24 protein-coding genes are annotated in these 25,735 nt (G+C 72.1%); 9 read left to right on the top strand and 15 right to left on the bottom strand.

Translation table 11 applies throughout. From position 1 onward, the window contains the following. Positions 1–32 precede the first annotated feature (32 nt). Complete coding sequence (locus tag ACOJV7_RS17070) at positions 33–536, bottom strand: MarR family winged helix-turn-helix transcriptional regulator (RefSeq protein WP_420191430.1); 504 nt, start codon at positions 534–536, stop codon at positions 33–35. A gap of 39 nt (positions 537–575) precedes the next feature. Here ACOJV7_RS17070 and ACOJV7_RS17065 point away from each other — a divergent pair, with 39 nt between their 5' ends. After that, on the top strand, positions 576–1,577 hold the full coding sequence (locus ACOJV7_RS17065; protein WP_420191429.1) for an EamA family transporter: 1,002 nt from the start codon (positions 576–578) through the stop codon (positions 1,575–1,577). Beyond that, the gene (locus ACOJV7_RS17060) at positions 1,553–2,389 is read left to right on the top strand and encodes an aldo/keto reductase (RefSeq protein ID WP_420191428.1); all 837 of its coding nucleotides are present in this window, start codon (positions 1,553–1,555) and stop codon (positions 2,387–2,389) included. Before ACOJV7_RS17065 ends, ACOJV7_RS17060 begins: the two co-directional genes overlap by 25 nt. 123 nt (positions 2,390–2,512) lie before the next feature. On the opposite strand, the gene ACOJV7_RS17055 is transcribed toward ACOJV7_RS17060, so the two are convergent. The 3 genes from ACOJV7_RS17055 to ACOJV7_RS17045 form a co-directional block, all read right to left on the bottom strand. Further along, positions 2,513–3,457: a hypothetical protein gene (locus ACOJV7_RS17055; RefSeq protein ID WP_420191427.1), complete on the bottom strand. Its 945-nt coding sequence runs from the start codon at positions 3,455–3,457 to the stop codon at positions 2,513–2,515. A 133-nt stretch (positions 3,458–3,590) separates the two neighbouring features. Beyond that, positions 3,591–5,060, bottom strand: coding sequence for a VWA domain-containing protein (locus ACOJV7_RS17050; protein ID WP_420191426.1), 1,470 nt, complete (start codon positions 5,058–5,060; stop codon positions 3,591–3,593). A gap of 32 nt (positions 5,061–5,092) precedes the next feature. Beyond that, entirely contained in the window at positions 5,093–6,019 is a 927-nt protein-coding gene (locus tag ACOJV7_RS17045) for an AAA family ATPase (RefSeq protein WP_420191425.1), read from the bottom strand. Positions 6,020–6,064: 45 nt separating this feature from the next. On the opposite strand from ACOJV7_RS17045, the gene ACOJV7_RS17040 reads away from it, so the two are divergent. Continuing rightward, entirely contained in the window at positions 6,065–6,988 is a 924-nt protein-coding gene (locus ACOJV7_RS17040) for a PfkB family carbohydrate kinase (protein ID WP_420191424.1), read from the top strand. A 34-nt stretch (positions 6,989–7,022) separates the two neighbouring features. Here ACOJV7_RS17040 and ACOJV7_RS17035 read toward each other — a convergent pair whose 3' ends face one another. From ACOJV7_RS17035 to ACOJV7_RS17020, 4 genes are all read right to left on the bottom strand, one after another. Beyond that, complete coding sequence (locus tag ACOJV7_RS17035) at positions 7,023–7,745, bottom strand: LuxR C-terminal-related transcriptional regulator (RefSeq protein ID WP_420191423.1); 723 nt, start codon at positions 7,743–7,745, stop codon at positions 7,023–7,025. Next, on the bottom strand, positions 7,742–9,001 hold the full coding sequence (locus ACOJV7_RS17030; protein ID WP_420191422.1) for a sensor histidine kinase: 1,260 nt from the start codon (positions 8,999–9,001) through the stop codon (positions 7,742–7,744). Before ACOJV7_RS17030 ends, ACOJV7_RS17035 begins: the two co-directional genes overlap by 4 nt. 570 nt (positions 9,002–9,571) lie before the next feature. Beyond that, complete coding sequence (locus ACOJV7_RS17025; protein WP_420191421.1) at positions 9,572–9,763, bottom strand: hypothetical protein; 192 nt, start codon at positions 9,761–9,763, stop codon at positions 9,572–9,574. 59 nt (positions 9,764–9,822) lie between these two features. Further along, complete coding sequence (locus ACOJV7_RS17020; protein WP_420191420.1) at positions 9,823–10,221, bottom strand: MerR family transcriptional regulator; 399 nt, start codon at positions 10,219–10,221, stop codon at positions 9,823–9,825. Positions 10,222–10,284: 63 nt separating this feature from the next. On the opposite strand from ACOJV7_RS17020, the gene ACOJV7_RS17015 reads away from it, so the two are divergent. The 3 genes from ACOJV7_RS17015 (at position 10,285) to ACOJV7_RS17005 (ending at position 14,257) form a co-directional block, all read left to right on the top strand. Next, positions 10,285–11,475, top strand: a complete 1,191-nt coding sequence (locus ACOJV7_RS17015; RefSeq protein WP_420191419.1) for an acyl-CoA dehydrogenase family protein — start codon at positions 10,285–10,287, stop codon at positions 11,473–11,475. A 28-nt stretch (positions 11,476–11,503) separates the two neighbouring features. Then, positions 11,504–13,087 (top strand): acyl-CoA carboxylase subunit beta, encoded by a 1,584-nt coding sequence (locus tag ACOJV7_RS17010; RefSeq protein WP_420191418.1) that lies wholly within the window; start codon positions 11,504–11,506, stop codon positions 13,085–13,087. Between the two features lie 105 nt (positions 13,088–13,192). Beyond that, complete coding sequence (locus ACOJV7_RS17005; protein ID WP_420191417.1) at positions 13,193–14,257, top strand: S8 family serine peptidase; 1,065 nt, start codon at positions 13,193–13,195, stop codon at positions 14,255–14,257. A 68-nt stretch (positions 14,258–14,325) separates the two neighbouring features. Here ACOJV7_RS17005 and ACOJV7_RS17000 read toward each other — a convergent pair whose 3' ends face one another. The 3 genes from ACOJV7_RS17000 to ACOJV7_RS16990 form a co-directional block, all read right to left on the bottom strand. After that, the gene (locus tag ACOJV7_RS17000) at positions 14,326–14,994 is read right to left on the bottom strand and encodes a Maf family protein (RefSeq protein WP_420191416.1); all 669 of its coding nucleotides are present in this window, start codon (positions 14,992–14,994) and stop codon (positions 14,326–14,328) included. A 185-nt stretch (positions 14,995–15,179) separates the two neighbouring features. Continuing rightward, positions 15,180–15,527 (bottom strand): hypothetical protein, encoded by a 348-nt coding sequence (locus ACOJV7_RS16995; protein ID WP_420191415.1) that lies wholly within the window; start codon positions 15,525–15,527, stop codon positions 15,180–15,182. A gap of 205 nt (positions 15,528–15,732) precedes the next feature. After that, positions 15,733–17,637 carry a Na+/H+ antiporter gene (locus tag ACOJV7_RS16990; protein WP_420191414.1) on the bottom strand — a complete coding sequence of 635 codons (1,905 nt, stop codon included), beginning with the start codon at positions 17,635–17,637 and terminating at the stop codon, positions 15,733–15,735. A 139-nt stretch (positions 17,638–17,776) separates the two neighbouring features. Between ACOJV7_RS16990 and ACOJV7_RS16985 the strand changes: the two genes are divergently transcribed. Further along, positions 17,777–19,054, top strand: coding sequence for a lipase family protein (locus ACOJV7_RS16985; RefSeq protein WP_420191413.1), 1,278 nt, complete (start codon positions 17,777–17,779; stop codon positions 19,052–19,054). A gap of 95 nt (positions 19,055–19,149) precedes the next feature. Here the strand turns inward: ACOJV7_RS16985 and ACOJV7_RS16980 are convergent, their stop codons facing one another. Together ACOJV7_RS16980 and ACOJV7_RS16975 are read right to left on the bottom strand one after the other, a co-directional pair. Continuing rightward, the gene (locus ACOJV7_RS16980; RefSeq protein ID WP_420191552.1) at positions 19,150–20,772 is read right to left on the bottom strand and encodes a DUF885 domain-containing protein; all 1,623 of its coding nucleotides are present in this window, start codon (positions 20,770–20,772) and stop codon (positions 19,150–19,152) included. Between the two features lie 422 nt (positions 20,773–21,194). After that, on the bottom strand, positions 21,195–22,109 hold the full coding sequence (locus tag ACOJV7_RS16975) for an endonuclease domain-containing protein (protein ID WP_420191412.1): 915 nt from the start codon (positions 22,107–22,109) through the stop codon (positions 21,195–21,197). Between the two features lie 68 nt (positions 22,110–22,177). On the opposite strand from ACOJV7_RS16975, the gene ACOJV7_RS16970 reads away from it, so the two are divergent. Further along, a complete protein-coding gene (locus tag ACOJV7_RS16970) occupies positions 22,178–22,834 on the top strand; it encodes an MOSC domain-containing protein (protein ID WP_420191411.1) in 657 nt (218 codons plus the stop codon). Positions 22,835–22,999: 165 nt separating this feature from the next. Here ACOJV7_RS16970 and ACOJV7_RS16965 read toward each other — a convergent pair whose 3' ends face one another. Together ACOJV7_RS16965 and ACOJV7_RS16960 are read right to left on the bottom strand one after the other, a co-directional pair. Then, positions 23,000–23,293: an acyl-CoA carboxylase epsilon subunit gene (locus ACOJV7_RS16965; RefSeq protein WP_420191410.1), complete on the bottom strand. Its 294-nt coding sequence runs from the start codon at positions 23,291–23,293 to the stop codon at positions 23,000–23,002. Continuing rightward, on the bottom strand, positions 23,290–24,930 hold the full coding sequence (locus ACOJV7_RS16960; protein ID WP_420191409.1) for an acyl-CoA carboxylase subunit beta: 1,641 nt from the start codon (positions 24,928–24,930) through the stop codon (positions 23,290–23,292). The genes ACOJV7_RS16965 and ACOJV7_RS16960 overlap by 4 nt, the downstream gene beginning before the upstream one ends. Positions 24,931–24,954: 24 nt before the next feature. Here ACOJV7_RS16960 and ACOJV7_RS16955 point away from each other — a divergent pair, with 24 nt between their 5' ends. After that, complete coding sequence (locus tag ACOJV7_RS16955; protein WP_420191408.1) at positions 24,955–25,716, top strand: biotin--[acetyl-CoA-carboxylase] ligase; 762 nt, start codon at positions 24,955–24,957, stop codon at positions 25,714–25,716. The last annotated feature ends 19 nt before the right edge of the window (positions 25,717–25,735 follow it).

The raw sequence follows: 25,735 nt of genomic DNA, 5'->3' as shown, positions 1-25,735 counted from the left end.
AGGAGCCGCCGTCGAAGGTCTCGCGGGGTCCGTCACACCCCGAACGAGCGCGCGAGGGCGAGCAGCCCACGCTCCAGCCCGGCCCGCTCCGTGGGGGAGAGGACCTCGAGCAGGCGCGCCTCGTTGGTCATGTGCGCGGTGAACGCGCGGTCGATGAGGTCGCGTCCCTTCGGTGTCAGGGCGACGAGCCGCGAGCGGCCGTCGGTGCCGCTCGGACGCCGCTCGACGAGGCCGAGGGTGACGAGCCGGTCGACCCTCTTGGTCACCGCACCGCTCGTGACGACCGTCTGCTCGGAGAGGTCGGAGGGGGTGAGCGCGCAGTCACCGCCCTGCCGGCGCAGCGTCGCGAGCACGTCGAACTCGCCTTCGCCGAGACCGTGCTCGTTGTAGACCCGCACGAGCTCGGTCGTCAGCGCCGCGGCCACCCGGTGCAGGCGGCCGATGACGAGGAACGGCGTCGGGTCGAGGTCGGGTCGCTCGGCGCGCCACTGCTCGACGATCTGGGCGGCGCGGTCCGGGGCGAGGTCGGTGGGCATGGCTGGAATATACCTTCCTTGGAAGGTATTGTGTCTTCCGTGGAAATTATCTCGCGCAGACCGCTCGGTGGGCTGGGGCTCGTCGCCCTCACCGCGGTCGCCCCGGTCGTCTGGGGGTCGACGTATGCCGTGACGCACCTCTGGCTCCCGCCGGACCGCCCGCTCTTCACGGGCGTCATGCGGATCCTGCCGATCGGGCTGCTCATGCTCGCGTGGCACCGGCGCCTGCCGCGGGGGTCGTGGTGGTGGCGCTCGGTCGTTCTCGGCACGCTGACAATGGGGCTCTTCGTCGCCCTGCTCTTCGTGGCTGCGACCCGGCTGCCGAGCGGCCTGGGCGCGACGATGACCGCCGTCGCGCCGCTCGTGACGATCGCGCTGGCCTGGGGCATCCTGCGCGAGCGGGCCACGAGGGCGACGCTGGTCGCGTCCGTCGTCGGAGCGCTCGGTGTCGTCCTTCTCGTCGTCCAGGGCGACGGGGCGGGGCACGTCGACCTCCTCGGGGTCCTCGCCTCGCTCGGGGCGGTGACGTCGGCGAGTGCCGGCTTCGTCCTCACCAAGAGGTGGACCTCGAGCGAGGGTGTCCTCGTCACCACGTCGTGGCAGCTCGTCGCCGGCGGGTTGGTGCTCGCTCCGGTCGCCCTCCTCGTCGAGGGCGCGCCGCCGTCGCTCCCGCTGTCGGGCTGGCTCGCGCTCGCCTACCTCGGGCTCATCGGCTCCGGCGTGGCCTACGTCGCGTGGTTCAAGGGGCTCGCCTCGATGAGCGCGGGCGCCGTCGCCGTCATCGGGCTGCTCAACCCCGTCGCGGGCACCCTCCTCGGCGTCGTGCTCCTGGGTGAGCCGTTCGGACCGGTCCACCTCCTGGGCATGCTGCTCGTCCTCGGGAGCGTCGTCCTCGCGCAACCCCAGACCCGCCACCTCCTTGCGTCCGCGTCCTCGGCGGTTCCAGCGGCCCGATCCGCAGACGCTGGGGGAGGTGGGGTGACGCGTGAGGTGGGCACCCGGCATACGGTGGAGGCATGCCCATCAACGACATCACCCTGACGTCCGGCACGCAGCAGGTCACGATCCCGCAGGTCGGGTTCGGAGTGTGGCAGGTCCCCGACGACGAGGTCGACGCGGCGGTGCTCGCGGCCCTCGAGACCGGCTACCGGCACATCGACACGGCCAAGCTCTACAACAACGAGTCCGGTGTCGGCCGGGCGCTCGCGGCGACCGACGTGTCGCGCGACGAGATCTTCGTGACGACCAAGGTGTGGCCGAGCGAGTACGGCGCGCAGGAGACGACCGACTCGTTCAACGCCTCGATGGACCGGCTCGGGCTCGAGACGCTCGACCTGTTCCTCCTGCACTGGCCGTTCCCCGAGCAGGGCCGCTATGTCGAGGCGTGGAAGGCGCTCCAGGCACTGCGCGACGCCGGACGGGTGCGTGCCGTCGGCGTGTGCAACTTCCACGTCGACCACCTGCAGCGGCTGTTCGACGAGACCGGGGAGTGGCCCGCCATCAACCAGGTCGAGCTGCACCCCTACCTGCAGCAGCGCGAGGTCGTCGAGTTCAACGCCGAGCACGGCATCGTCACCGAGTCGTGGAGCCCGCTCGCCTCGGGCAAGCAGGTCCTGGACGACCCGGTCATCGGCGGCATCGCCGAGCGGCTCGGCGCCACCCCGGCCCAGGTCGTCATCGCGTGGCACATCGCCCGCGGGTTCGTCGTCCTGCCCAAGTCCGTCACGCCGTCGCGCATCACCGAGAACTTCGAGGCGGCCGAGCTGTCGCTGTCGGAGGCAGACATGGCCGAGATCGCCGCGCTCGACCGAGGTTTCCGCACCGGCCCCAACCCCGACGAGTTCAACGGCTGACCACTGGCTCCAGCCTCGCCCGGCTCCTGCACGGCGCCTGGCGAGGCTCACGAGTGTCGGGGATTCGGGGCTTCTGTGCCATACGAAGGCCCGGATCCCCGACACTCGGCCGGGCTCGACGGGTCAGCCCAGCAACAGGCGGGTGAGCCGCTCGCGCAGCGCGTCGCGGTGCCGCGGCGAGGTGAGGCTCAGGGATGTCATCTCGACGTAGGTGAATCCGGCGTCCTCGAGGCGCGCCCGGCGCTCACGCTCGTACTGCCACTGAGCGCGATCCGTCCGGTGCTGGTCGCCGTCGTACTCACCGACGACCCGACGAGCCCGCCACAGGAAGTCCGGTCGCGCGAGCCATCGTCCGTCGGACGTGTGGACGTCCGCGTTGAGCTCGGGCTCGGGGAGTCGCCATGTCAGGAAGGCATGGCGGGCCTTGCTCTCCCACGGCGACGCCGAACCAGCGCGGGCCAGGGATGCGCACCGTCTCAGGGCCACGGAGCCGCGCGTGCTCCGGTCCGCCGCGATGCGTTCGAGGTCCTTCGGCCGGGTCCGGTCGCGGGCGAGCAGGTCGTCCGCGATCGCCAGCAGGTCGTCTTCGGCCAGTTCGTGGGCGAGGTCGGCCCAGGTCTCGAGCGGGTCGGTGACGGCGAGACCGTCGACGAAGTCGGTGAGCCGCCGCTCCAGCCCCCGGTGGCCGTGAACTCCTGCGCGCGTCAGCAATGAGGTGCCCTTGGGGCGCATGACGTGAAGGCGCTCGTCCGGCGTCCAGGGTCGAGGTGTCGGCAGGCCGAGCAGGCGAGCCGCCGTGAGATGGGAGAAAGCGAAGGGTGGCGGCAGCACCAGGGCGTAGGCCCGCGCCGTGTTGTGCACGTCCACCTCGGCTGCTGCTGGGGAACGGACTCCCGCCGTGGGCGTTCGCAGGTCCTTCGCTCGGAGTCGGTCGGGTCGGACCCCGGCGCGGTGGGCCTGCGCCGTCGTGAAGGTGGGTCGCAGTGCGTCGGGCAGAGGTGCGGGTCGGCGGGCCATGCCGGACAGGCTCGCCTCGGCGAGGCGGTGGGGCATCCTGTGGTCGGGCACCTGTGGACGGTTGCCACTGGAGCGTCGCGCTGTGGATGGTGACGAGAGTCGGATCCCGGGGGTCTCCGTCGTGTGCGATGACCCAGTTCTCCGACACTGGGTGCGTCCACCGAGTCGGTGGGCCGCCGCGAGCCTAAACGGGGAGGAGGCGGGAGACGAACTCGCGGAGCTGGGCGACGTTGCGGCACTCGTGCATGTCCACGATCTCGCTGTAGCCGAGCGCGACGGAGTCGCCGCTGCCCCACATGCGCGCCGGCTCGGGGTTGAGCCACGAGACGTGCCGCGCGCGCGAGGCGATCTCACGGAGCATGTCGAACTGAGGGTCGGTGTGGTTGGAGCGGGCGTCGCCCAGGACGAGCACCGCGGTGCGGTGGCCGATGGCGTCGAGGTGGTGCTCGACGACGTCCGCGAAGACCGCGCCGTAGTCGCTGTTGCGGTGCCAGCGGGTCATCCGCGACAGGTCGTCGAAGGCGTCACCGAGGTCGCTGCCGGGTGGGGCGCCGATGACGCGGTCGGTGAGGTCGTCGACGCGGTTGACGAACCCGAGGATGCGCACGCGCCGGAACTGGGCCGCCAGCGCCTGGACGAGAAGGATCGTGAACCGCGAGAACCCGGCGACGGACGACGAGAGGTCGCAGAGGATGACGAGGTCGGGCCGGTGCGGGCTCGCGTGCTGCATCGCCGGCCGGATGGGGACCCCACCCGTCGACAGCGAGCGGCGCAGGGTCCGTCGGATGTCGATCGAGCCGCGGGACGCCCGGCGACGGCGAGCAGCGAGCCGGGTGGCGAGCTTGCGGGACAGCGGCTGGATCGCGCCGCGCAGCTCCTCCAGCTCGGCCGGCCCGGCGAGGAGGAAGGGCGTCTGCTCGGCAGGTGCGCGGACGGCATACCGGCTGATCCGGTCGGCCCCGCGGACCTCGGCGTTGCGGCGGCGGGTCTCGGCTTCGACGCGGCGGCGGAAGGCCGCGACCTCGGTCCGCAGCTTGTCGCGGGTGAAGCGCGACGCGAAGCCCTGGCCTGACGCGGGACCCGACACGCCGGCGCCCGCACCACCCGCACCCCCGCTGCCGTCGCCCGACCCTCCTGGTGCGTCGAACCCCGCGTCCTGGAGCCGGGTCAGCGCCCCGGCGATGGCGGTCTGCGGCGCGAGGGTGTCGAGGGCCTGCTGCGCCGAGAACGACCCCGTGCCGGCGGCGTTGGCCAGAGCGCCGAGCTCGGCGACGACACGGGCCGCGAGCTCCTCGAGGGCGCGCGCGTCCCCCGCGGCGAGGGCGCGGGACAGCTCGTCACGCAGCTCCGCCGCGCGAGCACGCCTGTCCGGCAACGTCGTCGGCGGCGCCTCGGTCGAGACCCCGGCACGCCCACCGACGGCAGCGGGGAACCACACGTCGAAGAGGTCGTCGAAGACCTGTCGCTGACCGGCGCGGCGCAGCAACGCGGAGGCCAGGCCCTCGCGCAACCGGGCCCGGTCCTCCAGGCCGAGCACGAGCGCCGCGGCCCCTGCGTCGACGACCTCGCTCGTGCCCACGACGACGCCGTGCCCGCGCAGGGCACGCGCGAACCCCACGAGCCGGGAGTCGAGGGCGGTGGACACGGTGGACACGGTGGACACGGTGGACTCGGCGGCCGCGCGGGTCAGCTCGCCGGCAGGTCGAGCGCGACGGCGGCGCGCTCGATGTCGTCCCGGTGCTTGAGCAGGACGCCGAGGTTGTCGCGCACGAGCCCAGCGCTGAGGTCGCCGTCGGCCGTGGCTCCGAGGGCCAGCAGCGTGCGGGCCCAGTCGACGGTCTCGGCGACCGACGGCGCCTTGCGCAGCCGCAGCTCGCGCAGCCGCTGGACGAGCCGCACCACCGAGGCGACCAACGCGTCGTCGAGACCCGGAGCCCGCAGGGTGACGATGCGCTGCTCGAGCTCGGCGCTGGGGTAGTCGATGTGGAGGAAGAGGCAGCGTCGCCGGAGCGCCTCCGACAGCTCGCGCGTCGCGTTGGAGGTGAGGACGACGAACGGCCGGTGCGTCGCGGTGATCGTCCCGAGCTCGGGCACCGTCACCTGGAAGTCGCCGAGGATCTCGAGCAGCAGTCCCTCGATCTCGACGTCGGCCTTGTCGAGCTCGTCGACGAGCAGGACGACCGGCTCGTCGCTGCGGATCGCGGCCAGCAGCGGCCTCGGCAGGAGGAACTCGTCGCTGAAGATGTTGTCCCGCAACGCATCCCAGCCATCGGAGGCGTCGCGTTCGGCGGTGATGCGGAGCAGCTGCTTGGCGTGGTTCCACTCGTAGAGCGCCCGCGACTCGTCGACGCCCTCGTAGCACTGGAGCCGGATGAGCCGGGCATCCGTCGCAGCCGCGACCGCCTTGGCGAGCTCCGTCTTGCCGACGCCGGCCGGCCCCTCGACGAGCAGCGGCTTCCCCAGTGCGTCGGCGAGGAAGGTCGTCGTCGCGATGGCGTCGGACGCGAGGTAGCCGGTGTCGCCCAGCCGGTCGCGCACCTCGTCGATCGACGAGAAGCGACGTGCGCCGGGGGCCTCGGGGACCTCAGGAACCTCAGGGGCCGAAGTGCTCACCGCGACATCCTCGCAGCCGGGAGCATCCGGCATACGCTGCGGTCCATGTCTCCTCGGGTGATCCACACCGCGCAGGCCCTCGTCGACGTCGTCGTCGAGGTCCCGTCGATCCCGCGCCGGGGCGGCAACGTCATGGCGCCGCCGCCGAAGGAGTATGCCGGGGGAGCGGTCAACATCCTCCTCGCCGCCGCGCGGCAGGGCGCCGAGTGCGTCCACGCCGGCGCGACCGGCACCGGTCCGCACGGCGACCTCGTCCGGTCGGCGCTCGCGGCCGAGGGCGTCACCGTGTCGAGCCCCGTCGTCCCCGACCTCGACACCGGCATCTGCGTCGTCATGCTCGAGCCCACCGCCGAGCGGACCTTCGTCACGACCCAGGCGGCCGAGCGCCACATCAGCGTCGCGTCGCTCCAGACCTCACGTCCGGAGGCCGGTGACCTCGTCTGCGTGAGCGGCTACAGCCTCACCGGCACGACGCGGGACCCGTTGCTGCAGTGGCTCACCGGGCTGCCCGACGGCGTCGAGGTCGTCCTCGACCCCGGCGCGATCTTCGCCGAGCTCGACGACGGGACCCGCCGCGCGATGCTCGACCTCACGACGGTCTGGACCGGCAACGCCGAGGAGAGCGAGGCCCTCACCGGCGAGTCCGACATCGTCCGGGCGGCCGCCGCCTGCATCGCGCACCTGCCGACTGACGCCGTCGCCATCGTCCGCGACGGCCCCGAGGGCTGCGCCGTCCACGCCGACGGGACGACGACCGACCTCGACGGCTATCCCCAGAAGCCGGTCGACACCAACGGAGCCGGCGACACCCACACCGGCGTCCTCGTCGCCTGCCGCGCCGCCGGCTTGGACTGGGTCGAGGCCGCGCGCCGGGCCAACGCCGGGGGAGCGGTCAAGGTGACCCGGCGCGGTCCCGCGACGGCCCCCACGGCCGCGGAGATCGACGCGTTCCTCGCCGCGCGCAACTGACCCCCACACGAGGCACTGCCCGTATGCCGTCCGCTCACCTCGTGGGGCGCAGCCGCCACCACGGTGCCGCGCGCCGCTCGGCGACGGCCGGGGCGGCGACGGTCGCGACCGGGTCCGGCCAGTACTCGAGCAGGTCGCCCGGACCGAGGCCCAGGGCGTGCTCGAGCTCGGCAGGAACGACGCGCTGGAAGTGCTCGGACACGTTGCGGCTCACCTCGGCCCAGTAGCCGCGCAGCGTCGACTCGGACAGGTGCAGCTGGCTGCTCATCTCGGCGTAGGTGAGCCCGCGCGCCCGGCCGGCGAGCACCTGCCGCTGGCGCTCCGAGAGGATCGTCAGGCTGTTGCGGCGCACGAGCACCTCGACGAGGCCGATGACCGACGGGGGCACGACGACCTCGCCCTCGGCCACCGCGGTGATGACCTCCTCGGCGCGGGCCGTTGGCGCAGACTTCGAGACGACGCCACTCGCGCCCGCCGCGAGGCAGGCGGCGAGGACGAAGCGGCGCTCCTCCTGGCTGAAGACGCAGACGCGGTAGCCCGCCGACACCGCGGCCCGGATGGCCGCGACGCCCTGCCGGACGTCTGGCTGGCTCGCGTTGCTGAGGTGGAGGTCGAGCACGAGCGCGTCGGCGACGGGTCGGGCCGCGAGCATCTCCTCGATGGTCGACCACCCGCCGGCGAACCGCAGCCGAGGCATGAGGGCGGGCAGCGACTCGCGGATGACGGTGGCGTCGTCGACGACGGCGACGGTCCTCACCGCGCCCCCTCTCCGGACATGGTCAGGCACGGTCCGGTGAGGGTCACGGTCGTGCCGACCCCGGGCGTCGAGGTGATGGAGACGTCGATGTCGCGCCGGCGCATCTCGCCGATGACGACCTCACGCAGCCCGACGCCCATCGTCGCCTGGGACACGTCGAACCCGACGCCGTCGTCGTGGAGCGTGACGACCCACGTCTCGTCCTCGCCGGGCCCGACCGGGGGAGCGTCGGCGTGCACGACGACCGACTCCGCGTCGGCGTGGTCGCGGACGTTGAGCAGGAGGCTGGCGAGCGCCTGGTCGAGGGCCGCGGCACGCGCTGCGTCGACACGGGCACCCTCGGCGAGGTCGACGTTGAGCTGGAGCGGGAGGTCGAGGAAGCGGTCGCACGTGGCGCTCACGACGGCCCGCAGCTCGACGCCGTCGGCGCCGGCCGCGAACGCGTCGTCGCTGGTGCCACGGCCCTGGAGGTAGGAGCGCATGCGGGCGGACTCGAGCTGCGCCTCCTTCTGCAGGAAGACCCGGGTCTCGTCGTCGATGGTCGGGTCACTGAGCATCCGGATCACCGCCGCCCCGTTGTGGATCGCGAGCTGGGCGCGTCGCTCCTCCTCGCGCCGGCCGAGCTCGGTCGCCTCGGCCCGGGCGCGGTCCCCGTCCTCGGCCACCCGTCGGAAGTAGCCGAGGATGAGCCGGCCCACGCTCGAGAGGACGACGAGCGTGAGGACGTTGGCGACGATCGTCGTCGCGGTGTCGCGGGTCCACGCCGGTGAGGTGAAGACGGCACTGGACGCGATGGCCGCAGCCACCCAGGCGACCCACTGCCACCGCGGGAGGAGCACCGTCGCGCCCGAGCAGACGACCGCCAGCAGGTGCGCAGGGAACGGCGCCACCCACGAACCGATGAGGTAGGCGTCCGGAACGGTGAGCGGGCCCAGCAGCATGAGCGCCATCGCGACCGACAGGTCGACCGCGAAGCCGCGCCGGGTCAGCGGACCGCCACGACGGAACACGACGACACTCACCACGAGACTGCTGGCCGCCGCGGCCGCCCAGCACACGGCATACAGGGTCGGTCGTGGCGAGACCGAGATGCCCTGGAGCAGACCGGGGACCATCTGGACGAGGGTGCCGAGCCGCACGCCGAGGACGAGGAGCGCGACGGCGTACTCCGTGCCTCGCGTCGTGGTCGGCAGCGGACCGGCGTATGCCGTCCAGCGGCTCCGCGTTCCCTCGCCGGAGCCTCTCGTCGTCACCACGGGTGGAATCTTGCCGCACGCGCGTCGAGGTCGCTCGACGCGATCCGGGCAGGGAGGAGTTCAGGACGTGCACCGAGCCAGTCTCGGGTCGTGCGGCCTGCCCCGACACCAACGAAAGCGCGGACCTGTCGGCGAGCTCGCGCAAGGTGGCCGGTGTCGCCCAGCGACACCCGGTGGCAGGTTGCCGCCATCGGCCGGAACCGTGGACGCCGGGACCTCGAAGGGTGCATGCTGAGAAACGTGGCGGAGCCACCCCTGCGGCGCCGAGCCGGCGGCACCTGGGCCTGACGCCTCCGCGTCCCCGAGGTCGCCTGAGCCGGCACCCGACCTCCTCATCTCATGACCATGCCCCTGCGCCGTCGAGAAGACACGTGTCGCGACGATCAGCCACGGCGGCACCATCAGCAGCCAGTCCCGGCAGGTTGGCTGACTCGGTCCCACCCACGGCCGGGTCGGGGCTCCCTCCCCTCTGGGGGCTCCGGCTCGGTCCCACCGAGGTCCACAGGACCGGCGAGGCCGGCGTTTCTCCTCAGGGCGCCGGCCTCGTCAGCGCGCCGACCTCAGGGAAGATCAGCTGGGGTGGCCCTCTGACTCCGCCTGCTCCGCCTCGTCGGCTGCCGTGGCCGCAGCGGCCTCCGCCTCCTGGGCGGCCCTCGCGTGCCGGCGGTCGAGCAGGAACTTGCCCAGTCCGCCGGCGACGACGACGGCGACCGTCCCCGACATGATCCAGGCGAACGCGGACGGTTCGTCCGAGCGGTCCATGGTGCTCTCCTCGTGGTGGTGGGGCGGGAACGACGGACCGGGCGAAGGTCAGGGCGACCTCAGCGCGGGATCCTCGACAGGTCCTCGCGACAACGCTCCTCGAAGCGGGCGAGCTCGGTCAAGGCGTCGTCCAGGTCGCGGCGTCGCTGCTCGAGGTCCGAGCGCCGCTCGTCGATCTGGCCGAGGACGTACTCGAGCTGGCTGCGCCGGCCCCGGGGCGCGTCGTAGAGGTCGATGATCGTGCGGATCTCGTCGAGGGGGAAGCCGAGCCGCTTGCCGCGCAGGATGAGCCCGAGGCGGGTGCGGTCGCGCCGGCGGTAGACCCGAGTCGTCCCACGCCGCTCGGGCGTGATGAGCCCGAGCTCCTCGTAGTGCCGGACGGTCCGGTGGGTCACGCCGAACTCCTCGGCGACCTCACGGATCGTCCAGGTCTGCTCGTCGTCGGCGCGGCTTGCCATGGGAGCACATGCTGCTTTACGTTGACGTCAACGTCAAGACCTGACCGCCACGAGAGGACGACGATGTTCGAGCTCAGCCAGGACCATGAGGACTTCCGCAAGGTCGTGCGCGACTTCGCCGAGCGTGAGGTCGAGCCGCACGTCGCGCAGTGGGACCGCGACGCGCACTTCCCGACCGACCTCGTGCCCAAGATGGGTGACCTCGGTCTCTTCGGGCTCGTCGTCCCCGAGGAGCTCGGCGGCAGCCTCGACCCCGAGGAGGGCGGGGCGTTCACGAGCCTCTGCGTCGCCATCGAGGAGCTCGGCCGGGTCGACCAGTCGATCGGCATCACCCTCAGCGCCGGCGTGGGTCTTGGCATCAACCCGATCCTCAGCTACGGCACCGACGAGCAGAAGCAGCAGTGGCTGCCCGACCTCGTGGCCGGCCGCGCGCTCGCCGGTTTCGGCCTCACCGAGCCCGACGCCGGCTCGGACGCCGGTGCCACGCGCACCAAGGCCGTCCGCGACGGCGACGAGTGGGTCGTCGACGGCGCCAAGGCGTTCATCACGAACTCCGGCACCGACATCACCTCGGTCGTCACCGTGACCGCCCGCACCGGCACCGACGACAAGGGCCGTCCCGAGATCAGCGCGATCATGATCCCTTCTGGCACACCGGGATTCACCGTCGAGGAGCCCTACCACAAGCTTGGCTGGCACATCTCGGACACCCACGGCCTCAGCTTCGCCGGGGCGCGCGTCCCGGCCGCCAACCTCCTCGGCGAGCAGGGCAGCGGCTTCAAGCAGTTCCTCAAGACCCTCGACGACGGACGTATCGCCATCTCCGCCCTCGCGCTGGGACTGATCGAGCGCATGCTCGCCGAGAGCACGGCATACGCCTCGTCGCGCACGGCGTTCGGCAAGCCGATCGCGGTCAACCAGGGCATCTCGTTCCAGCTCGCGGACCTCGCCGTCATGGCCGAGACGAGCCGCGTGCTCACCTACAAGGCCGCCTGGCTCAAGGACGAGCACGACGCCGGCCGCCGCTCGGTCGCCGAGGTCAAGAAGGCCGCAGCGATCGCCAAGCTCTACACGAGCGAGGCCGCCGTGAGTGCCACCCGCATCGCCACCCAGGTCTTCGGCGGCAACGGCTTCATGGAGGAGTACCCCGTCGCCCGCTTCTACCGCGACGCCAAGATCCTCGAGATCGGCGAGGGCACCAGCGAGGTGCAGCGGATGGTCATCGCGCGCCACCTCGGTCTCCCGACCGCCTGAGCCTGCACCGCACTGAGAGAGTGAGCCCATGCCGGTGAGCGACCCGTCGCAGCAGTCCTCGTCCAGCGACCCTCGCGTCGCGGACGTCCGCGCCCGCCTCGAGGCGGCCCACGCGGCGTCGGCATCGGCGCCGGAGAAGGCCGCTGCCAAGCTGGCCGCGCAGGGCAAGCTCTATGTCCGGGACCGGATCGCGCTGCTCGTCGACGAGGGCAGCTTCGTCGAGGACGGCCGCTACGCCAACGCCCTCGCGACGGGCCTGCCCGCCGACGGCGTCGTCACCGGCCGCGGCACGGTCGACGGCAGGCCGGTCGTCGTCATCGCCAACGACCCGACGGTCAAGGCGGGGTCGTGGGGCTCGCGCACCGTCGAGAAGATCGTGCGGGCCACCGAGATGGCGCTGCGCGAGGAGCTCCCGGTCTTCTGGTTCGTCGACTCCGCCGGGGCGCGCATCACCGACCAGGTCGAGATGTTCCCCGGTCGCCGTGGCGCCGGCAGGATCTTCCACAACCAGGTCGCGCTCTCGGGCAAGGTCCCGCAGATCTGCTGCCTCTTCGGCCCGTCCGCGGCCGGTGGCGCCTACATCCCGAGCTTCACCGACCTGCTCATCATGGTCGAGGGCAACGCCTCGATGTACCTCGGCAGCCCGCGCATGGCCGAGATGGTCGTGGGGGAGAAGGTCTCGCTCGAGGAGATGGGCGGCGCGCGGATGCACTGCACCGTCTCGGGCGTCGGTGACATCCTCGCGTCGGACGACGCCGAGGCGATCGAGCTCGCCCGCCTCTACTTCTCCTACATGCCGCAGAACTGGCGCTCGCCCCTGCCCTCGTATGCCGTGGAGCAGCCCTCCGTGCCCCTCACCCGCGCATCGGTCCCGGAGCGCGAGAGCCAGCCCTTCGACGTCCACGAGGTCATCGACGGGCTCGTCGACGACGACAGCTTCTTCGAGATCAAGGCCCTCTTCGCCGCCGAGCTCGTCGTCGGGCTCGGCCGCATCGACGGCGAGACCGTCGGCATCGTCGCCAACAACTCGATGGTCAAGGGCGGGGTCCTCTTCACGGACAGCGCCGACAAGGCCGCCCGCTTCATCTGGCTCTGCGACGCCTACTCGATCCCGCTCGTCTACCTCGCCGACGTCCCCGGCTTCATGATCGGCTCCGAGGTCGAGCGCGGCGGCATCATCCGGCACGGGGCCAAGATGGTCTCGGCCGTGTCCTCCGCGACGGTGCCGCAGTTCTGCGTCGTCGTCCGCAAGGCCTACGGCGCCGGCCTCTATGCCATGGGCGGGCCGGGCTTCGGGCCCGATGCGACGCTCGCCCTGCCGACGGCCCGCATCGCCGTCATGGGTCCCGAGGCGGCCGTCAACGCCGTCTACGCCAACAAGATCGCCGAGGTCGAGGCCGCCGAGGGGCCCGAGGCGCGCGACGCGTTCGTGGCGGCTCGCCGGGCGGAGTACGAGCAGGACGTCGACCTCGAGCGCCTCGCCGCCGACCTCGTCATCGACCACGTCGTCGAGCCGGAGGACCTGCGTCAGGAGCTCGTCCACCGGCTGCGCTACGCCGCGGGGCGGGACCGTGCGTTCGCGACCAAGCGACGCGGCATACCGCCCGTCTGACGGTCGTTGCGCCTGCCACGTCGGTCGCGCGACAATGGTTTCTCTGGGTAACCTCGACAGGTCAGGCCTCAACGTCGAGGCTGAAGCCAGCGAAAGGTTCCCCTGATGCGCGCCCTCCGCCGCACCACCGCCCTTGCCGGAGTCCTCGGGCTCACCGCACTCGCCGCCACCGCCACGCCAGCGAGCGCGGCGACGAACGACCCACTGCGCTCGAAGCAGTGGGGCCTCACGCAGGTCCGCGCCGAGCAGGCGTGGCCGACCTCCCGCGGCGCCGGCGCGACGATCGCCGTCGTCGACACCGGTGTCGACCTCGCCCACCCGGACCTCGCCGCCAAGCTCGTGCCCGGCGCGACCTTCGTCGGCTGTGGCGTCAGGACCACCGTCTGCAGCGACGGCAACTGGAAGGGCACCGACGGTGTCGGTCAGGACGTCGACTCGCACGGCACCCACGTCTCTGGCATCGCGGCTGCGATCACGGGCAACGGCACGGGCGTCGCCGGTGTCGCGCCCGACGCGAAGATCATGCCGATCAAGGTCCTCGAGGACGGTTCGGGCACGACCGTCGACATCGCCAACGGCATCCGTTGGGCGGCCGACCACGGCGCCGACGTCATCAACCTCTCGCTCGGCTCCCTCCCGGGTACGCAGGTGCTCTCGATCACCGGTCTCGACACCGACGTCGAGGACGCCATCGACTACGCCCGCACCAAGGGTGCCGTCTCGGTCATCGCCGCGGGCAACACCTCGACGGTCGCGTGCACGAGCCCGGGCTTCTCGAGCACCGGCATCTGCGTCGGCTCGACCGACAAGAACGAGCTCCACTCGGCCTTCTCCGAGCTCCCCGTCAAGCCCGACCTCAAGGTCGTCTCGGCTCCCGGCGGCTTCGCCTTCGGCGCGTGCGACGACGACGTGTGGTCGACCGTTCCCACCGGCGCCACGAGCAGCTGTGGTGTCGCCGGCTACGACGCGTTCGCCGGCACCTCGATGGCGACCCCGCACGTCGCCGGCGTCGCCGCGCTCCTGCTCGCGCAGGGTCGCACCGTCGACCAGACCGAGAAGGCCATCCTCACCACCGCGCGCACGCCCGTGCTCGGGGTGCGTGGCCAGTTCAGCCCGCTCTACGGCTACGGCGTCGTCGACGCCCAGGCGGCCGTCGCGTCCGCCCGCTGACGCAAGCGCAGGTATGCCGTGGCGCACGTCGTGCGTCACGGCATACCTGCGTCGTGGCTCGGTCCGGCTCAGCCGGTGCGAAGGTCCCGCCACGCGACACCGAGGTCCGCGAGGAGCTCGCGCAGCAGCGGGAGTGAGACGCCGACGACGTTCGAGGGGTCTCCCTCGATCGCGGTGACGTAGGGCGCGCCCAGCCCGTCGAGGGTGAAGGCGCCGGCCACGCGCAGCGGCTCGCCGGTCGCGACGTAGGCGGCGATCTCCTCGTCGTCGAGGTCGGCGAAGTGCACGGTCGTCGACGCGGTCGCGCCGAGGCTTCCACGCGTGCCGCCGTCGTCGGGGCTGCGGTCGTCGATGACCCAGTGCCCCGTGTGGAGCACACCGGACCGGCCACGCATCCGGCGCCAGCGCTCCGTCGCCTCGGTCGCGTCGGCGGGCTTGCCGTGGACCTCGCCGGCGAGCTCCAGCACCGAGTCGCAGCCGAGCACGAGCGACTCTGCCTCCTCGGCGCCGCGGCGGACGCCGGCCACCGCCTCGGCCTTGGCCCGCGCGAGGAGCAGCGCGACATCGGCTGGTTCGAGCCGGCCGTGGACCTTCTCGGCGGACGCGACCGCGGCGTCCTCGTCGACGTCGCTCACGTGCACGTGGGGCTCGACGCCGGCGGCTCGGAGCGTCGCGAGGCGGGCGGGCGAGGCGGAGGCGAGGACGAGGGCGGTGGCGACCGGAGGGTGTGCTGACACGTCCCACACCGTATGGTGTTGGGCGTTTGTGTGAAGAAGACCCGCAGGGGACGACCGAACGACGAACAGGAAGTGCGCATGCGATCGACGAGCCGACGGGACCGCACCCGTGCCCTCAGGGCGACCCGACGGATCCTGGTTCTGGGGTCCGCGCTGGTCCTCGTCGGGGCGGCCGCCGAGGTCCGTCAGACGCTCGAGGCCGACCGGATGCCCGCGGCCCAGGACGCCGCCGAGGCGTCGCCGTCTGCCGTCTCGCCCTCCACGGCGACGCCGACCGGGTCGGCGACGTCCGCCGCGGTATCGGTGCCGACTGAGGCGTCCTCTCCGTCGGGGCCCGAGAGGCCGGACGTCGCGCCGACCGCCTCTCCGAGCACCACCACCGTCGCGCCTGACGTCAGCCGCTCGACGCCCGCCTCCCGGTCCGCCACCCGCACGGCTCCGCCGACGACGTCGCCGGAGCCCAGCGACACCGAGACCGCGACCCCCACCCGTGGACCGCGCTCCCCGCGGCCCACCCCGTCGAGCTCGCCCAAGCCGTCGCCGAGCGAGGACGACGACTCGATGCTGGGCGGGCTTCTCGACCTCTTCGGCAACGGGGGACGAGCCGCCAGCTGAGCGGGCGCGACGCCGCATCCCGCAGCGTCGAGATACCGCCCCCGGCCGTTCGCTGCCGGTCGTGGCCGGTTGTGGCCGGTCGGTCAGCCCGACGGATGTTCGGTCAGCCCGACGCCTGGTCGGTCAGCCCAGCGCCTGGTCGACGAAGCACCAGCGCCAGGCCTCGCCCGGCTCGAGCGAGCGCATGACGGGGTGCGCCGTCGCCTCGAAGTGACGGCTCGCGTGCTGGCCCGGTGAGGAGTCACAGCAACCGACGTTGCCGCACCGCGTGCAGATCCGCAGGTGCACCCACGTGAGGCCCTCGCGCAGGCAGTCGACGCAGCCCTCGGAGGTGCTGGGCACGGCGCAGTCCGCTTCGGACTCGAGGTGCTCGCAGGCCGTGGCGACCTGGTCCGGTGCGCGCAGCTCGGCGTGGCCGAGCCGAGCGCTCCTCGCCGAGCCCCACGACAGGGCGGCCTCCTCGGCGTCGAGCTGGTTCATCACGCCCGAGAGGATCTCGTGGTCGACGTCGACGTCGTCCTCGTCGCGGATGCGGAGCAGCTCGGCTCGCTCGGCCTCGAGCATGACGGTGCGCAGCCGCCGCCTCATCTCGCTCGGCGTCTCCGCGTCCCGGGGGCCGAGCGTGCCGAGCCGCTCCCAGATCCGGTTGACGCGCAGCTCCGCGCTGCCGTGCAGGTCGCGCTGGATGTCGGGGTCGAGGTCGGGCTGGGCGTCGAGCGCCCGGAGCCCGGCGCCGGTCGTCGCGCGGACCACGGTCGCCTCCTGCAGGGCGTCCTCGCGCGGGTCCGGACCGCGGACGTCGAGGGCCCGGGCGAGCATGGGCAGCGTCGAGGACTGCAGGGCGAGTGTGCCGACGGTGACGATGAGGGCGATGAGGACGAGTGCGGGACGGTGCTCGGTCGACTCCGGCAGGGTGAGGGCCGCAGCGAGCGTGACGACGCCCCGCATTCCGGCCCACGAGGTGACGCTCGTGCTCGGCACGTCGAGCGGTGCTCGCTCGGCCGAGCCCAGCCGTCCGGCGAGCCAGGAGAACGGGAAGATCCAGAGCGGTCGCAGGACGAGCACCGCGAGGAGGACGACGAGGCCGACGACAGCCGCACGGCCCAGCGAGATCTCGCTCGCCTCGACGTCCTGGACGAGCCGCGAGAGCTGGAGCCCGATGAGGAGGAAGACGGCGTTCTCGAGCAGAAAGGTGATGCTCGCCCAGTTGACGCTCTCACTGAGCCGTGACGCCGCCGACTGGAGCACCGGTGCCTTGTGGGCGAGCAGCAGGCCGGTCGTCACGACGGCGAGGACGCCGCTGGCCCCGAGCAGCTCCGCCGGCAGGTAGGAGAGGAAGGGCGCCGTGAACGACAGCGCGGTGTCCGACGACGCCTCGGTGAGGTGCTTGCGGATGAGCCCGATGAGGGCGAAGACGACCCACCCCACCCCGACGCCGCCGACGACCGCGAGCCCGAAGTCGCGGGCGACGGAGCCGACACCCACCTCGCCGTGCGACGCGAACCCGTGGTGTGACGTCGCCAGCCCCGCTGCCGCGATCGCCGTGCGGAGCGTGACGAGGGCCGTGGCGTCGTTGAGCAGCGACTCGCCCTCGAGGATCGTCGTCACCCGTCGGGGCAGCCCGATGCCCCGAGCGACGGCCGTCGCGGCGACCGCGTCCGGGGGAGCGACGATGGCGCCGAGCGCCACGGCGACGGCGAAGGGGATGGGCAGCAGCCACCACGCGACGAGGGCGACGCCGAAGGTCGTGAAGAGGACGAGGCCCACGGAGAGTCCGAGGATCGCGCGGCGGTTGGCGCGGATGTCGACGAGCGACGTGCCGCGCGCGGCGGCATACAGCAGCGGCGGCAGCAGGCCGAGGAGGACGACGTCTGGCTCCAGCGACACCTCGGGCACGAAGGGCAGCACCGAGGCGACGAGTCCGACGAGCAGGAGAGCGATCGGGGAGGGCAGGCCGACCGGGGCGCAGAGGCGCGCGACGACGATGACCGTGACGGCGATCGCGACGAGGGTGAGGGCGAGGGTCACCCGCACATTGTGGGGCAGGCCCCACGCCGCGTCCGCCTCGGACCGGGTCCGCATCTGTTGCGGCACTGGTTACTCCTCGGTAGTTTCACGGGAGGCGTATCCGTCCCGGTCGACGCCACCCACCGAACGAAGGCTGACAATGACGTCACGCGTGTTCCGCCGGACCCTCGTCCCGCTCGCCGCCCTCGGGCTGCTCGCCGCCCTCGCGGCGCCGGCCTCCGCCGGCCCGGACTCGGTGCCCGGCACCGCCGGTGCCACGACGGTGACGGACACGCCCGAACCGGCACGGCCGGCGTTCTACGAGCCGCCGGCGACCGTGCCGGGAGCGCCGGGAACGGTGATCCGCACCGAGCCGGCGACCTTCCTTCTCGACCCGCTCGGGCTCTCGGACGTCAGCCTCAGCGCCACGCGCGTCATGTACTCCTCCCGCGACCGGCTCGACCGACCCATCGCCGTGACCGGGACCGTCTTCGAGCCGAGGACGCCGTGGGTCGGCCTCGGTGCACGTCCCCTCATCAGCTATGCCGTCGGCACCCAGGGCATGGGCGACCGCTGTGCCCCGTCGCGGCAGATGGCCGAGACGCTCACGGAGTACGAGCACTACCTCCTCAAGGGCTACCTCGTGCGCGGCTACGCCGTGGCGCTCACCGACTACCAGGGCCTCGGCACCCCGGGCACGCACACCTACGTCAACCGGGTCGCGCAGGCCCGCGCCGTCCTCGACATCGCGCGGGCGGCCCTGCGCCGCAGCGGGACCTCGCTCACGGCGTCGACGCCGGTCGGGCTCTACGGCTACTCGCAGGGCGGCGGTGCGACCGCCGCGGCCGCCGAGCTCGCGCCGGCCTATGCGCCCGAGCTCCGCGTCAAGGGAGCGCTGGCCGGCGCCCCACCTGCGGACCTCACCAGGGTCGCGGCCAACCTCGACGGCAGCCTCTATGCCGAGTTCCTCAACTTCGCCCTCCTCGGTCTCTCGGCGGGCTACGGCGTCGACATCGACGACTACCTCAACGACAGGGGCCGGGCCGTCGCAGCGGCGACCGAGAACCACTGCGTCTTCGACCTCGCCACGGCCGCCTTCCAGAAGTCGAGCACCCTCACCCGTGACGGCCGCCCGCTCACGGCCTACCTCGCCGAGGAACCCTTCGCGTCGATCGTCGCCGACAGCCGGATCGGCCGGATCAAGCCGGCCGTGCCCGTGCTCGTCTCGCACTCGGGGCTGGACGACGTCATCCCCTACGCCGTGGGCCGCCAGCTCGCCAAGGACTGGTGTGAGAAGGGTGCCAACGTCCGGCTCTCCACCAATGTCGTCCCGCTCCACGTCGGCGGCGTCGCCCCGTCGTCGGCCGAGAGCTACGCGTTCTTCGAGGCCCGCTTCGCCGGGCTCCCACAGGTCAACGGCTGCTGGGCGATCTGGTGAGCATGCCTCGCCCGCAACGCGTCTGACAGACAGAGGTATGCCGTCCGCCCGAGTGGGCGGACGGCATACCTGCGTCGTATCGGTTGTCCCGAGCGTCAGGCGCGCATGGCCTCGACGAGGACGTCGAGCCCGACCGAGCCGACGTCGAGCGCCCGGCGGTGGAACGCCTTGGGGTCGAAGGCGTCGCCCTGCGCGGCTGCGGTCTCGTCGCGCAGCTGCATCCAGATGCGCTCGCCGATCTTGTAGCTCGGGGCCTGACCGGGCCAGCCGAGGTAGCGGTCGAGCTCGAAGCGCAGGGAGGCCTCGTCGTTGCCGGCGTGCGCCGAGAGGAACTCCCACGCCTTGTCGTAGGTCCAGTCGCCGCCGCCGACCTCCGCGGGCGCCTCGAAGCCGCAGTGGATGCCGATGTCGAGGACGACGCGGGCGGCGCGCAGCGACTGCGCGTCGAGGAAGCCGAGGTAGTTGCCCGGGTCGTCCATGAAGCCGAGCTCCACCATGAGGCGCTCGGCATAGAGCGCCCAGCCCTCGCCGTGACCGCTCACCCAGCAGAGCATCCGGCGCCAGCGGTTGAGCAGCTCCGCGCGGTAGGTCGTCTGCGCGACCTGGAGGTGATGGCCGGGGACACCCTCGTGGTAGACGGTGCTCAGCTCGGCCCACGTGCCGAAGGTCTCGACGCCCTTGGGCACCGACCACCACATGCGGCCCGGGCGGGTGAAGTCCTCGCTGGGGCCGGTGTAGTAGATGCCGCCGGTCTGGGTCGGCGCGATCCGGCACTCGATGGTGCGGACCGGCCCGGGGATGTCGAAGTGGGTGCCGTCCAGCAGGTCCATGACCTCGTCGGCCTTGGTCTGCATCCAGGCCTGGAGGGCGTCCGTGCCGTGGAGGCGGTAGGCCGGGTCCTCGTGGAGGTGGGCCATGGCCTCCTTGACGGTCGACCTGGGGAGGATGCGCTCGGCGGTGCGCTGCATCTCCGCGGCGATGCGCGCGGTCTCCTCCTGGCCCCAGGCGTAGGTCTCCTCGAGGTCGACCGTGGCGCCGAGGAAGTGCCGGCTGGCGAGCTCGTAGTGCTCGCGCCCCACGGCGTCCTCCACGCGGGCGCGGGGGAGGATCTGGTCGCCGAGGAAGGTCTTGAGCTCGGCGTAGGCGTCGGCCGCGCGGCGCCCGGCGGCGGCGAGATCGGCGGCCAGTGCTTCGGGCAGGTGCTCGCCGTCCTGCGTCCGCGCCCGGGCGGTGAAGGTCGCGAAGAAGCCCTTGTCGCCGACGAGGTCGTCGCACTGGAGCATGCACGACTCGACCTGGCGGCGCGCCGAGATCCGGGCCGGGTCGGCGTCGACCGAGGCGAGGAGCGAGCCCTGCCACTGCTCGAGCGCCTGCGGGATCGCGCCGAGGCGGCGGGTGATCGTCGCCCACTGCTCCTGCGTGTCGGTCGGCATGAGGTCGAGGACGTCGCGCACCGACTGCATCGGCGAGGCGATGACGTTGAGGTCGCACTGGTCGAGCCCCGCCTCGTGGAGGTCGACGTCGAGCCTGAGGCGCTCACGCATCGCGGCGACGGTCACGCGGTCGATGTCGTCGGCGGGCTCGACCGTCTCGAGCCGGGCGAGCGTCGCGCGGGCGAGGTCGGCCCGGGCGCGGTAGCCCTCGGGCGAGAAGTCGTCGAGCTCGTCCTGGCGCACGTCGACACCGAGGTAGGTCGCCTCGATCGGGCTGTTCTCCATGACGGCGTCGAAGTGCGCCTCGGCGACGGCGTCGACGGCGGTGGGCGTGCGCGTCGGGGCGGGCGTCCCGGGCTGGACGGTGGTGGGGGAGTCGGTCACCCGACGGACGTTACCCCGGCCCTCTCGCGCCCAACTCACCAATTCCTCCCGTTCGGTACACCACCAGCCGGTATGCCGTCCGCCCCGACCCGTGCGCAACTCACCAATTCCTCCCGTTCGGTACACCACGAGCCGGTATGCCGTCTGACCCCTCCCGTGCGCAACTCACCAATTCCTCCCGTTCGGTACACCACGAGCCGGTATGCCGTCTGACCCCTCCCGTGCGCAACTCACCAATTCCTCCCGTTCGGTACACCACGAGCCGGTATGCCGTCTGACCCCTCCCGTGCGCAACTCACTAATTCCTCCCGTTCGGCACGGCGTCAGGCCACCCGGCCACGCGGCTGGAACCAACGCCGGTAGCGCCGGTTCGGCCGCACGTCCCAGCCGCGGCCGCGGAGCGCGGCGGTGACCTCGTCCACCACCGAGTCGGGCGCGTCGTACAGGTCCTGGGCCCTGATGACGATGATGATCCAGCCGTCCGCGCGCATCTCCGCCCGCCGACGCTCGTCCTTCTCGCGCTGCTCCGGATCCTCGTGCCACCGCCCGTCATACTCGAGGGCCACCTTGACCCCCACCCAGGCAAGGTCGAGTCGGAAGCGCTCCACGCCGTCGACGAGGAAGGGGTGGTTGCAGACGGGCTCGGGCAGCCCGGCCAACACCATGAGCAGCCGCGACTGCGTCTCGGGCACCGACTCCGATCGCTCCCGGACCAGTCCCGCAGCGGTGATCGCAGCGCGGCGCCCATGCCCCTGCCATGCCTCCGCGGCGGCGACGAGGTCGACGGTGGAGATCGCCTCACGTGCCACCAGCCGGTCACCGAAGGACACCAGCTCGATGAGATCCAGCCGCACGGCGAGGTGGATGAACGTCATCGCGGGCCCCGTGGTCGGCATCCCGTGCCTGTGCCACCGCTCCATGGGATAGCGGAAGCGATGGGTGCGGATGCCGTCCCCGATCGTCTTGACGCTGCGACTGAAGGCCAGATGAACGTCGCTCGAGCTCGGCCACGACGGCACCCACAGCTGAGCCGCGGTGTCGTGACTCAGCAGCGCGTGCTCGGGAGCGCGAAGGAGCGCGGCACGGGCACGCACGACCAGGGTGTCGGGGACCGAGGCATCGATGTGGATGCCCCGGAAGAGCTGCCGGTATGCCGGCCCCGCCAGCTCACGTCGTGTCACCCCAGCCGTCAGGGCCCAGTCCGTACGGAACGGACGCCGCGGGTCGAAGTCGGACATGGGCCGACTGTGCCGAACGAGCGCCACATCGAGGCGGAGTTATCCACAGCGTGCCTAGGATGCGGGGCATGTCAGCGCATGTGCTCTCGGTCAACGTCGGACAGCCGAGGGACGGAATCATCAAGCGGCCCACGGGCATCGACAAGCGCCCCGCCGACGAGATCCACGTCGCCGATCCGGGCCCGAAGGGCCGCGGCGGCAGCGGTGTCGAGGGCGACGCGGTGATGAACCGCAGGCACCACGGCGGCAGCGACCAGGCCGTGTACGCGTTCGCGCGTGAGGAGCTCGACTGGTGGGGGCTGGACCTCGGCCGGGACCTCGGATCGGGGATGTTCGGCGAGAACCTCACGACAGCCGGCTTTGATGTCGACGCCGCGGTCATCGGCGAGCAGTGGCGGGTGGGGCGCTCGGTGGTGCTCACCGTGACGGCGCCGCGCGTTCCCTGCGCGACCTTCTCGGCGCACATGGGTGAGCGCGGGTGGGTCAAGGCGTTCACGGCCCGGGGGCGGACGGGCGCCTACCTGTCCGTGACCCAACCCGGCACGATCCGTCCCGGCGACGAGATCCAGGTGCTCTGGCGTCCGGGGCACGGCTTCACGGTGCCCATGGCCTTCCGGGCCTGGATGGGTGACCGCGAGCTGGCGCAGGCCATGCTCGACGGAGCGGTGTTGCCGCCGGCCGGGCACGCCGAACTCGCCCGGAAGCACGCCCGCCGGACGGCGTAGGGGAGCGCCCGGCATACGGGTTGTGTGTGCGGAACGGGAGGAATTGGCGAGTTGTGCACGGCAGGATGGGGGCACCTCCGGGCGTGCCGGACCCGAGGAATTGGCGAGTTGTGCACGGCAGGGTGGGCGCGCTCCCGGGCGTGCCGAACCCGAGGAATTGGCGAGTTATGCGCGGAGCGAGCGCGACCAGGCGCCGGGGCCGGGAGCCACGGGGCGGCGCACGAGACCGGCCGGTGACGACCACGCGGACGTATGCCGTGCCGGCGCCTCCGTGACCGCGGCGCCCGCCGCTGCCGAGAGGACCGCGACGAGCGCGGCGACCTGCTCCGGCGTCGCGTCACCGACGACCTCGATGACGGGCGCGCCGGTCGTGACGGCCTCGACAGGCTGCTCCTGCTCGGACTGCGACATCATCAGAGCGCCGGGTCCCCCTGAGCTCTGAGCCTGCGAAGAGGTCATAGGGGAATGTTTCCGTGCTTCTTCGGCGGCAGGGTCTCGCGCTTGGTGCGCAGCGCCCGCAGCGCCTTGGTGACGTTCATCCGGGTGTTCGACGGCGTGATGACGGTGTCGATGTAGCCGCGCTCGGCCGCGACGTAGGGGTTGGCGAGCGTGTCCTCGTACTCGGTGATGAACTTCTGGCGGGCCGCGTCGACGTCGTCACCGCGCTCGGCGGCGGCTGCGAGCTGCTTGCGGTAGAGGATGTTGACCGCGCCCTGCGCGCCCATGACGGCGATCTGCGCGGTCGGCCACGCGAGGTTGATGTCGGCACCGAGGTGCTTGGAGCCCATGACGTCGTAGGCACCGCCGTAGGCCTTGCGGGTGATGACGGTGACGAGCGGGACGGTGGCCTCGGCGTAGGCGTAGATGAGCTTGGCGCCGCGGCGGATGATGCCGTCCCACTCCTGGTCGGTGCCCGGCAGGAAGCCCGGCACGTCGACGAAGGTCAGCACCGGCACGTTGAACGCGTCGCAGGTGCGCACGAAGCGCGCGGCCTTCTCGGAGGCGTCGATGTCGAGCGTGCCGGCGAACTGCATCGGCTGGTTGGCGACGACGCCGACGGAGCGGCCCTCGACCCGGCCGAACCCGCAGATGATGTTGGGCGCGAAGAGCGGCGCCACCTCGAGGAACTCGCCCTCGTCGAGCACGGTCTCGATGACCTGGTGCATGTCGTAGGGCTGGTTGGGGCTGTCCGGGATGATGTGGTCGAGCGCGCGATCGGTGTCGTTGACCTCGAGCGACAGCTCCTCGTCGCCGAAGGTCGGGGGCTCCTCCATGTTGTTGGAGGGCAGGTAGGACAGCAGCGCCTTGACGTACTCGACGGCGTCCTCCTCGTCGGTCCCCATGTAGTGCGCGACACCGGACTTCGAGTTGTGCGTGCGCGCGCCGCCGAGCTCCTCGAAGCCCACGTCCTCGCCGGTGACGGTCTTGATGACGTCGGGCCCGGTGATGAACATGTGTGAGGTCTGGTCGACCATGACCGTGAAGTCGGTGACGGCGGGGGAGTAGACCGCGCCGCCGGCGCACGGGCCCATGATGAGCGAGACCTGCGGGATGACACCCGACGCGTGGACGTTGCGCCGGAAGATCTCGCCGTAGAGGCCGAGCGAGACGACGCCCTCCTGGATGCGGGCTCCACCGGAGTCGTTGAGGCCGACCACGGGGCAGCCGACCTTCATCGCGAAGTCCATGACCTTGGTGATCTTCTCGCCGAAGACCTCGCCGAGCGAGCCGCCGAAGACGGTGAAGTCCTGCGCGAAGACCGCGACCGTGCGCCCGTCGACCGTGCCGTAGCCGGTGACGACGCCGTCGCCGTAGGGGCGGTTCGCGTCCTGGCCGAAGGCGACCGAGCGGTGCCGGGCGTACTTGTCCATCTCGACGAACGAGCCCTCGTCGAGCAGCATCTCGAGGCGCTCGCGGGCGGTCTTCTTGCCACGCGCGTGCTGCTTCTCGACCGCACGCTCGGATCCGGCGTGGGCGACCTCACCGACGCGCCGCTTGAGGTCGGCGAGCTTGCCGGCCGTGGTGTGGATGTCGATGCCCGTGTCGGCGTCCGGGAGGTCGGTTCCGCCCATGGGCTGGGTGTCGGTCTGCGCCATGCAGGCGACTCTAGCCTTGACCCCGTGACCCTTCCTGCTGCCTCCCGTCCGATGGATGCGTCCCTCATCACACCGGGCCCGCCGTGGCTGCCGGCCGACGTCCGCGACAGCGTGGGGTCGACGAACGCCGTGCTCGCGGCCGACCCGCGACCGTGGCGCGTCGTCACCGCGGAGGAGCAGACCGAGGGGCGTGGCCGCCTCGACCGGGCGTGGACGACGACGCCCGGCACGAGCATCGCGGCGAGCGTCCTCGTGCCGCGTCCCTCGCGCGCGCCGCTCGGCTGGGTGCCGCTCGTCGTCGGCCTCGCCCTGCGCGACGCCCTCACGTCCGTGGCGGGGGTCGAGGTCGCCCTCAAGTGGCCCAACGACCTCCTCCTCCCGGCGGACGGCTCGCGCAAGGTCGCGGGCATCCTCGCCGAGCTCACACCGCACGGCGTCGTCGTCGGCACCGGCGTCAACATCGACCAGGAGCGATCCGACCTGCCGGTGGAGACCGCCACCTCCCTCCGTCTCGCCGGCGCGCCGGGAGTCAGCCGAGAAGCCGTGCTCACGGCATACCTTCGTTCTCTCGCAAGGCTTCTGGGCAACCTCGAAGCCGACCCGTATGCCGTCCGTTCGGCCTACGTCGCCGCGTGCGACACCGTGGGCCGGCAGGTGCGGGTGCTGCTGCCGGGGTCGGAGATCGCGGGTGTCGCCACCGACGTCGACCCAGACGGCAGACTGTCCCTGACGACGGGGTCCGGCACGCGTGCCGTGGCTGCCGGTGACGTCGTCCACGTCCGGTAGTCCCGCGAGCCCCGAGGAG

This window comes from Knoellia tibetensis (assembly GCF_048606415.1).
Lineage (GTDB): Bacteria > Actinomycetota > Actinomycetes > Actinomycetales > Dermatophilaceae > Knoellia > Knoellia tibetensis.
The sequence above is the reverse complement of the archived record's forward strand: the minus strand, read 5'-3'. Positions and strand labels throughout refer to the sequence as shown.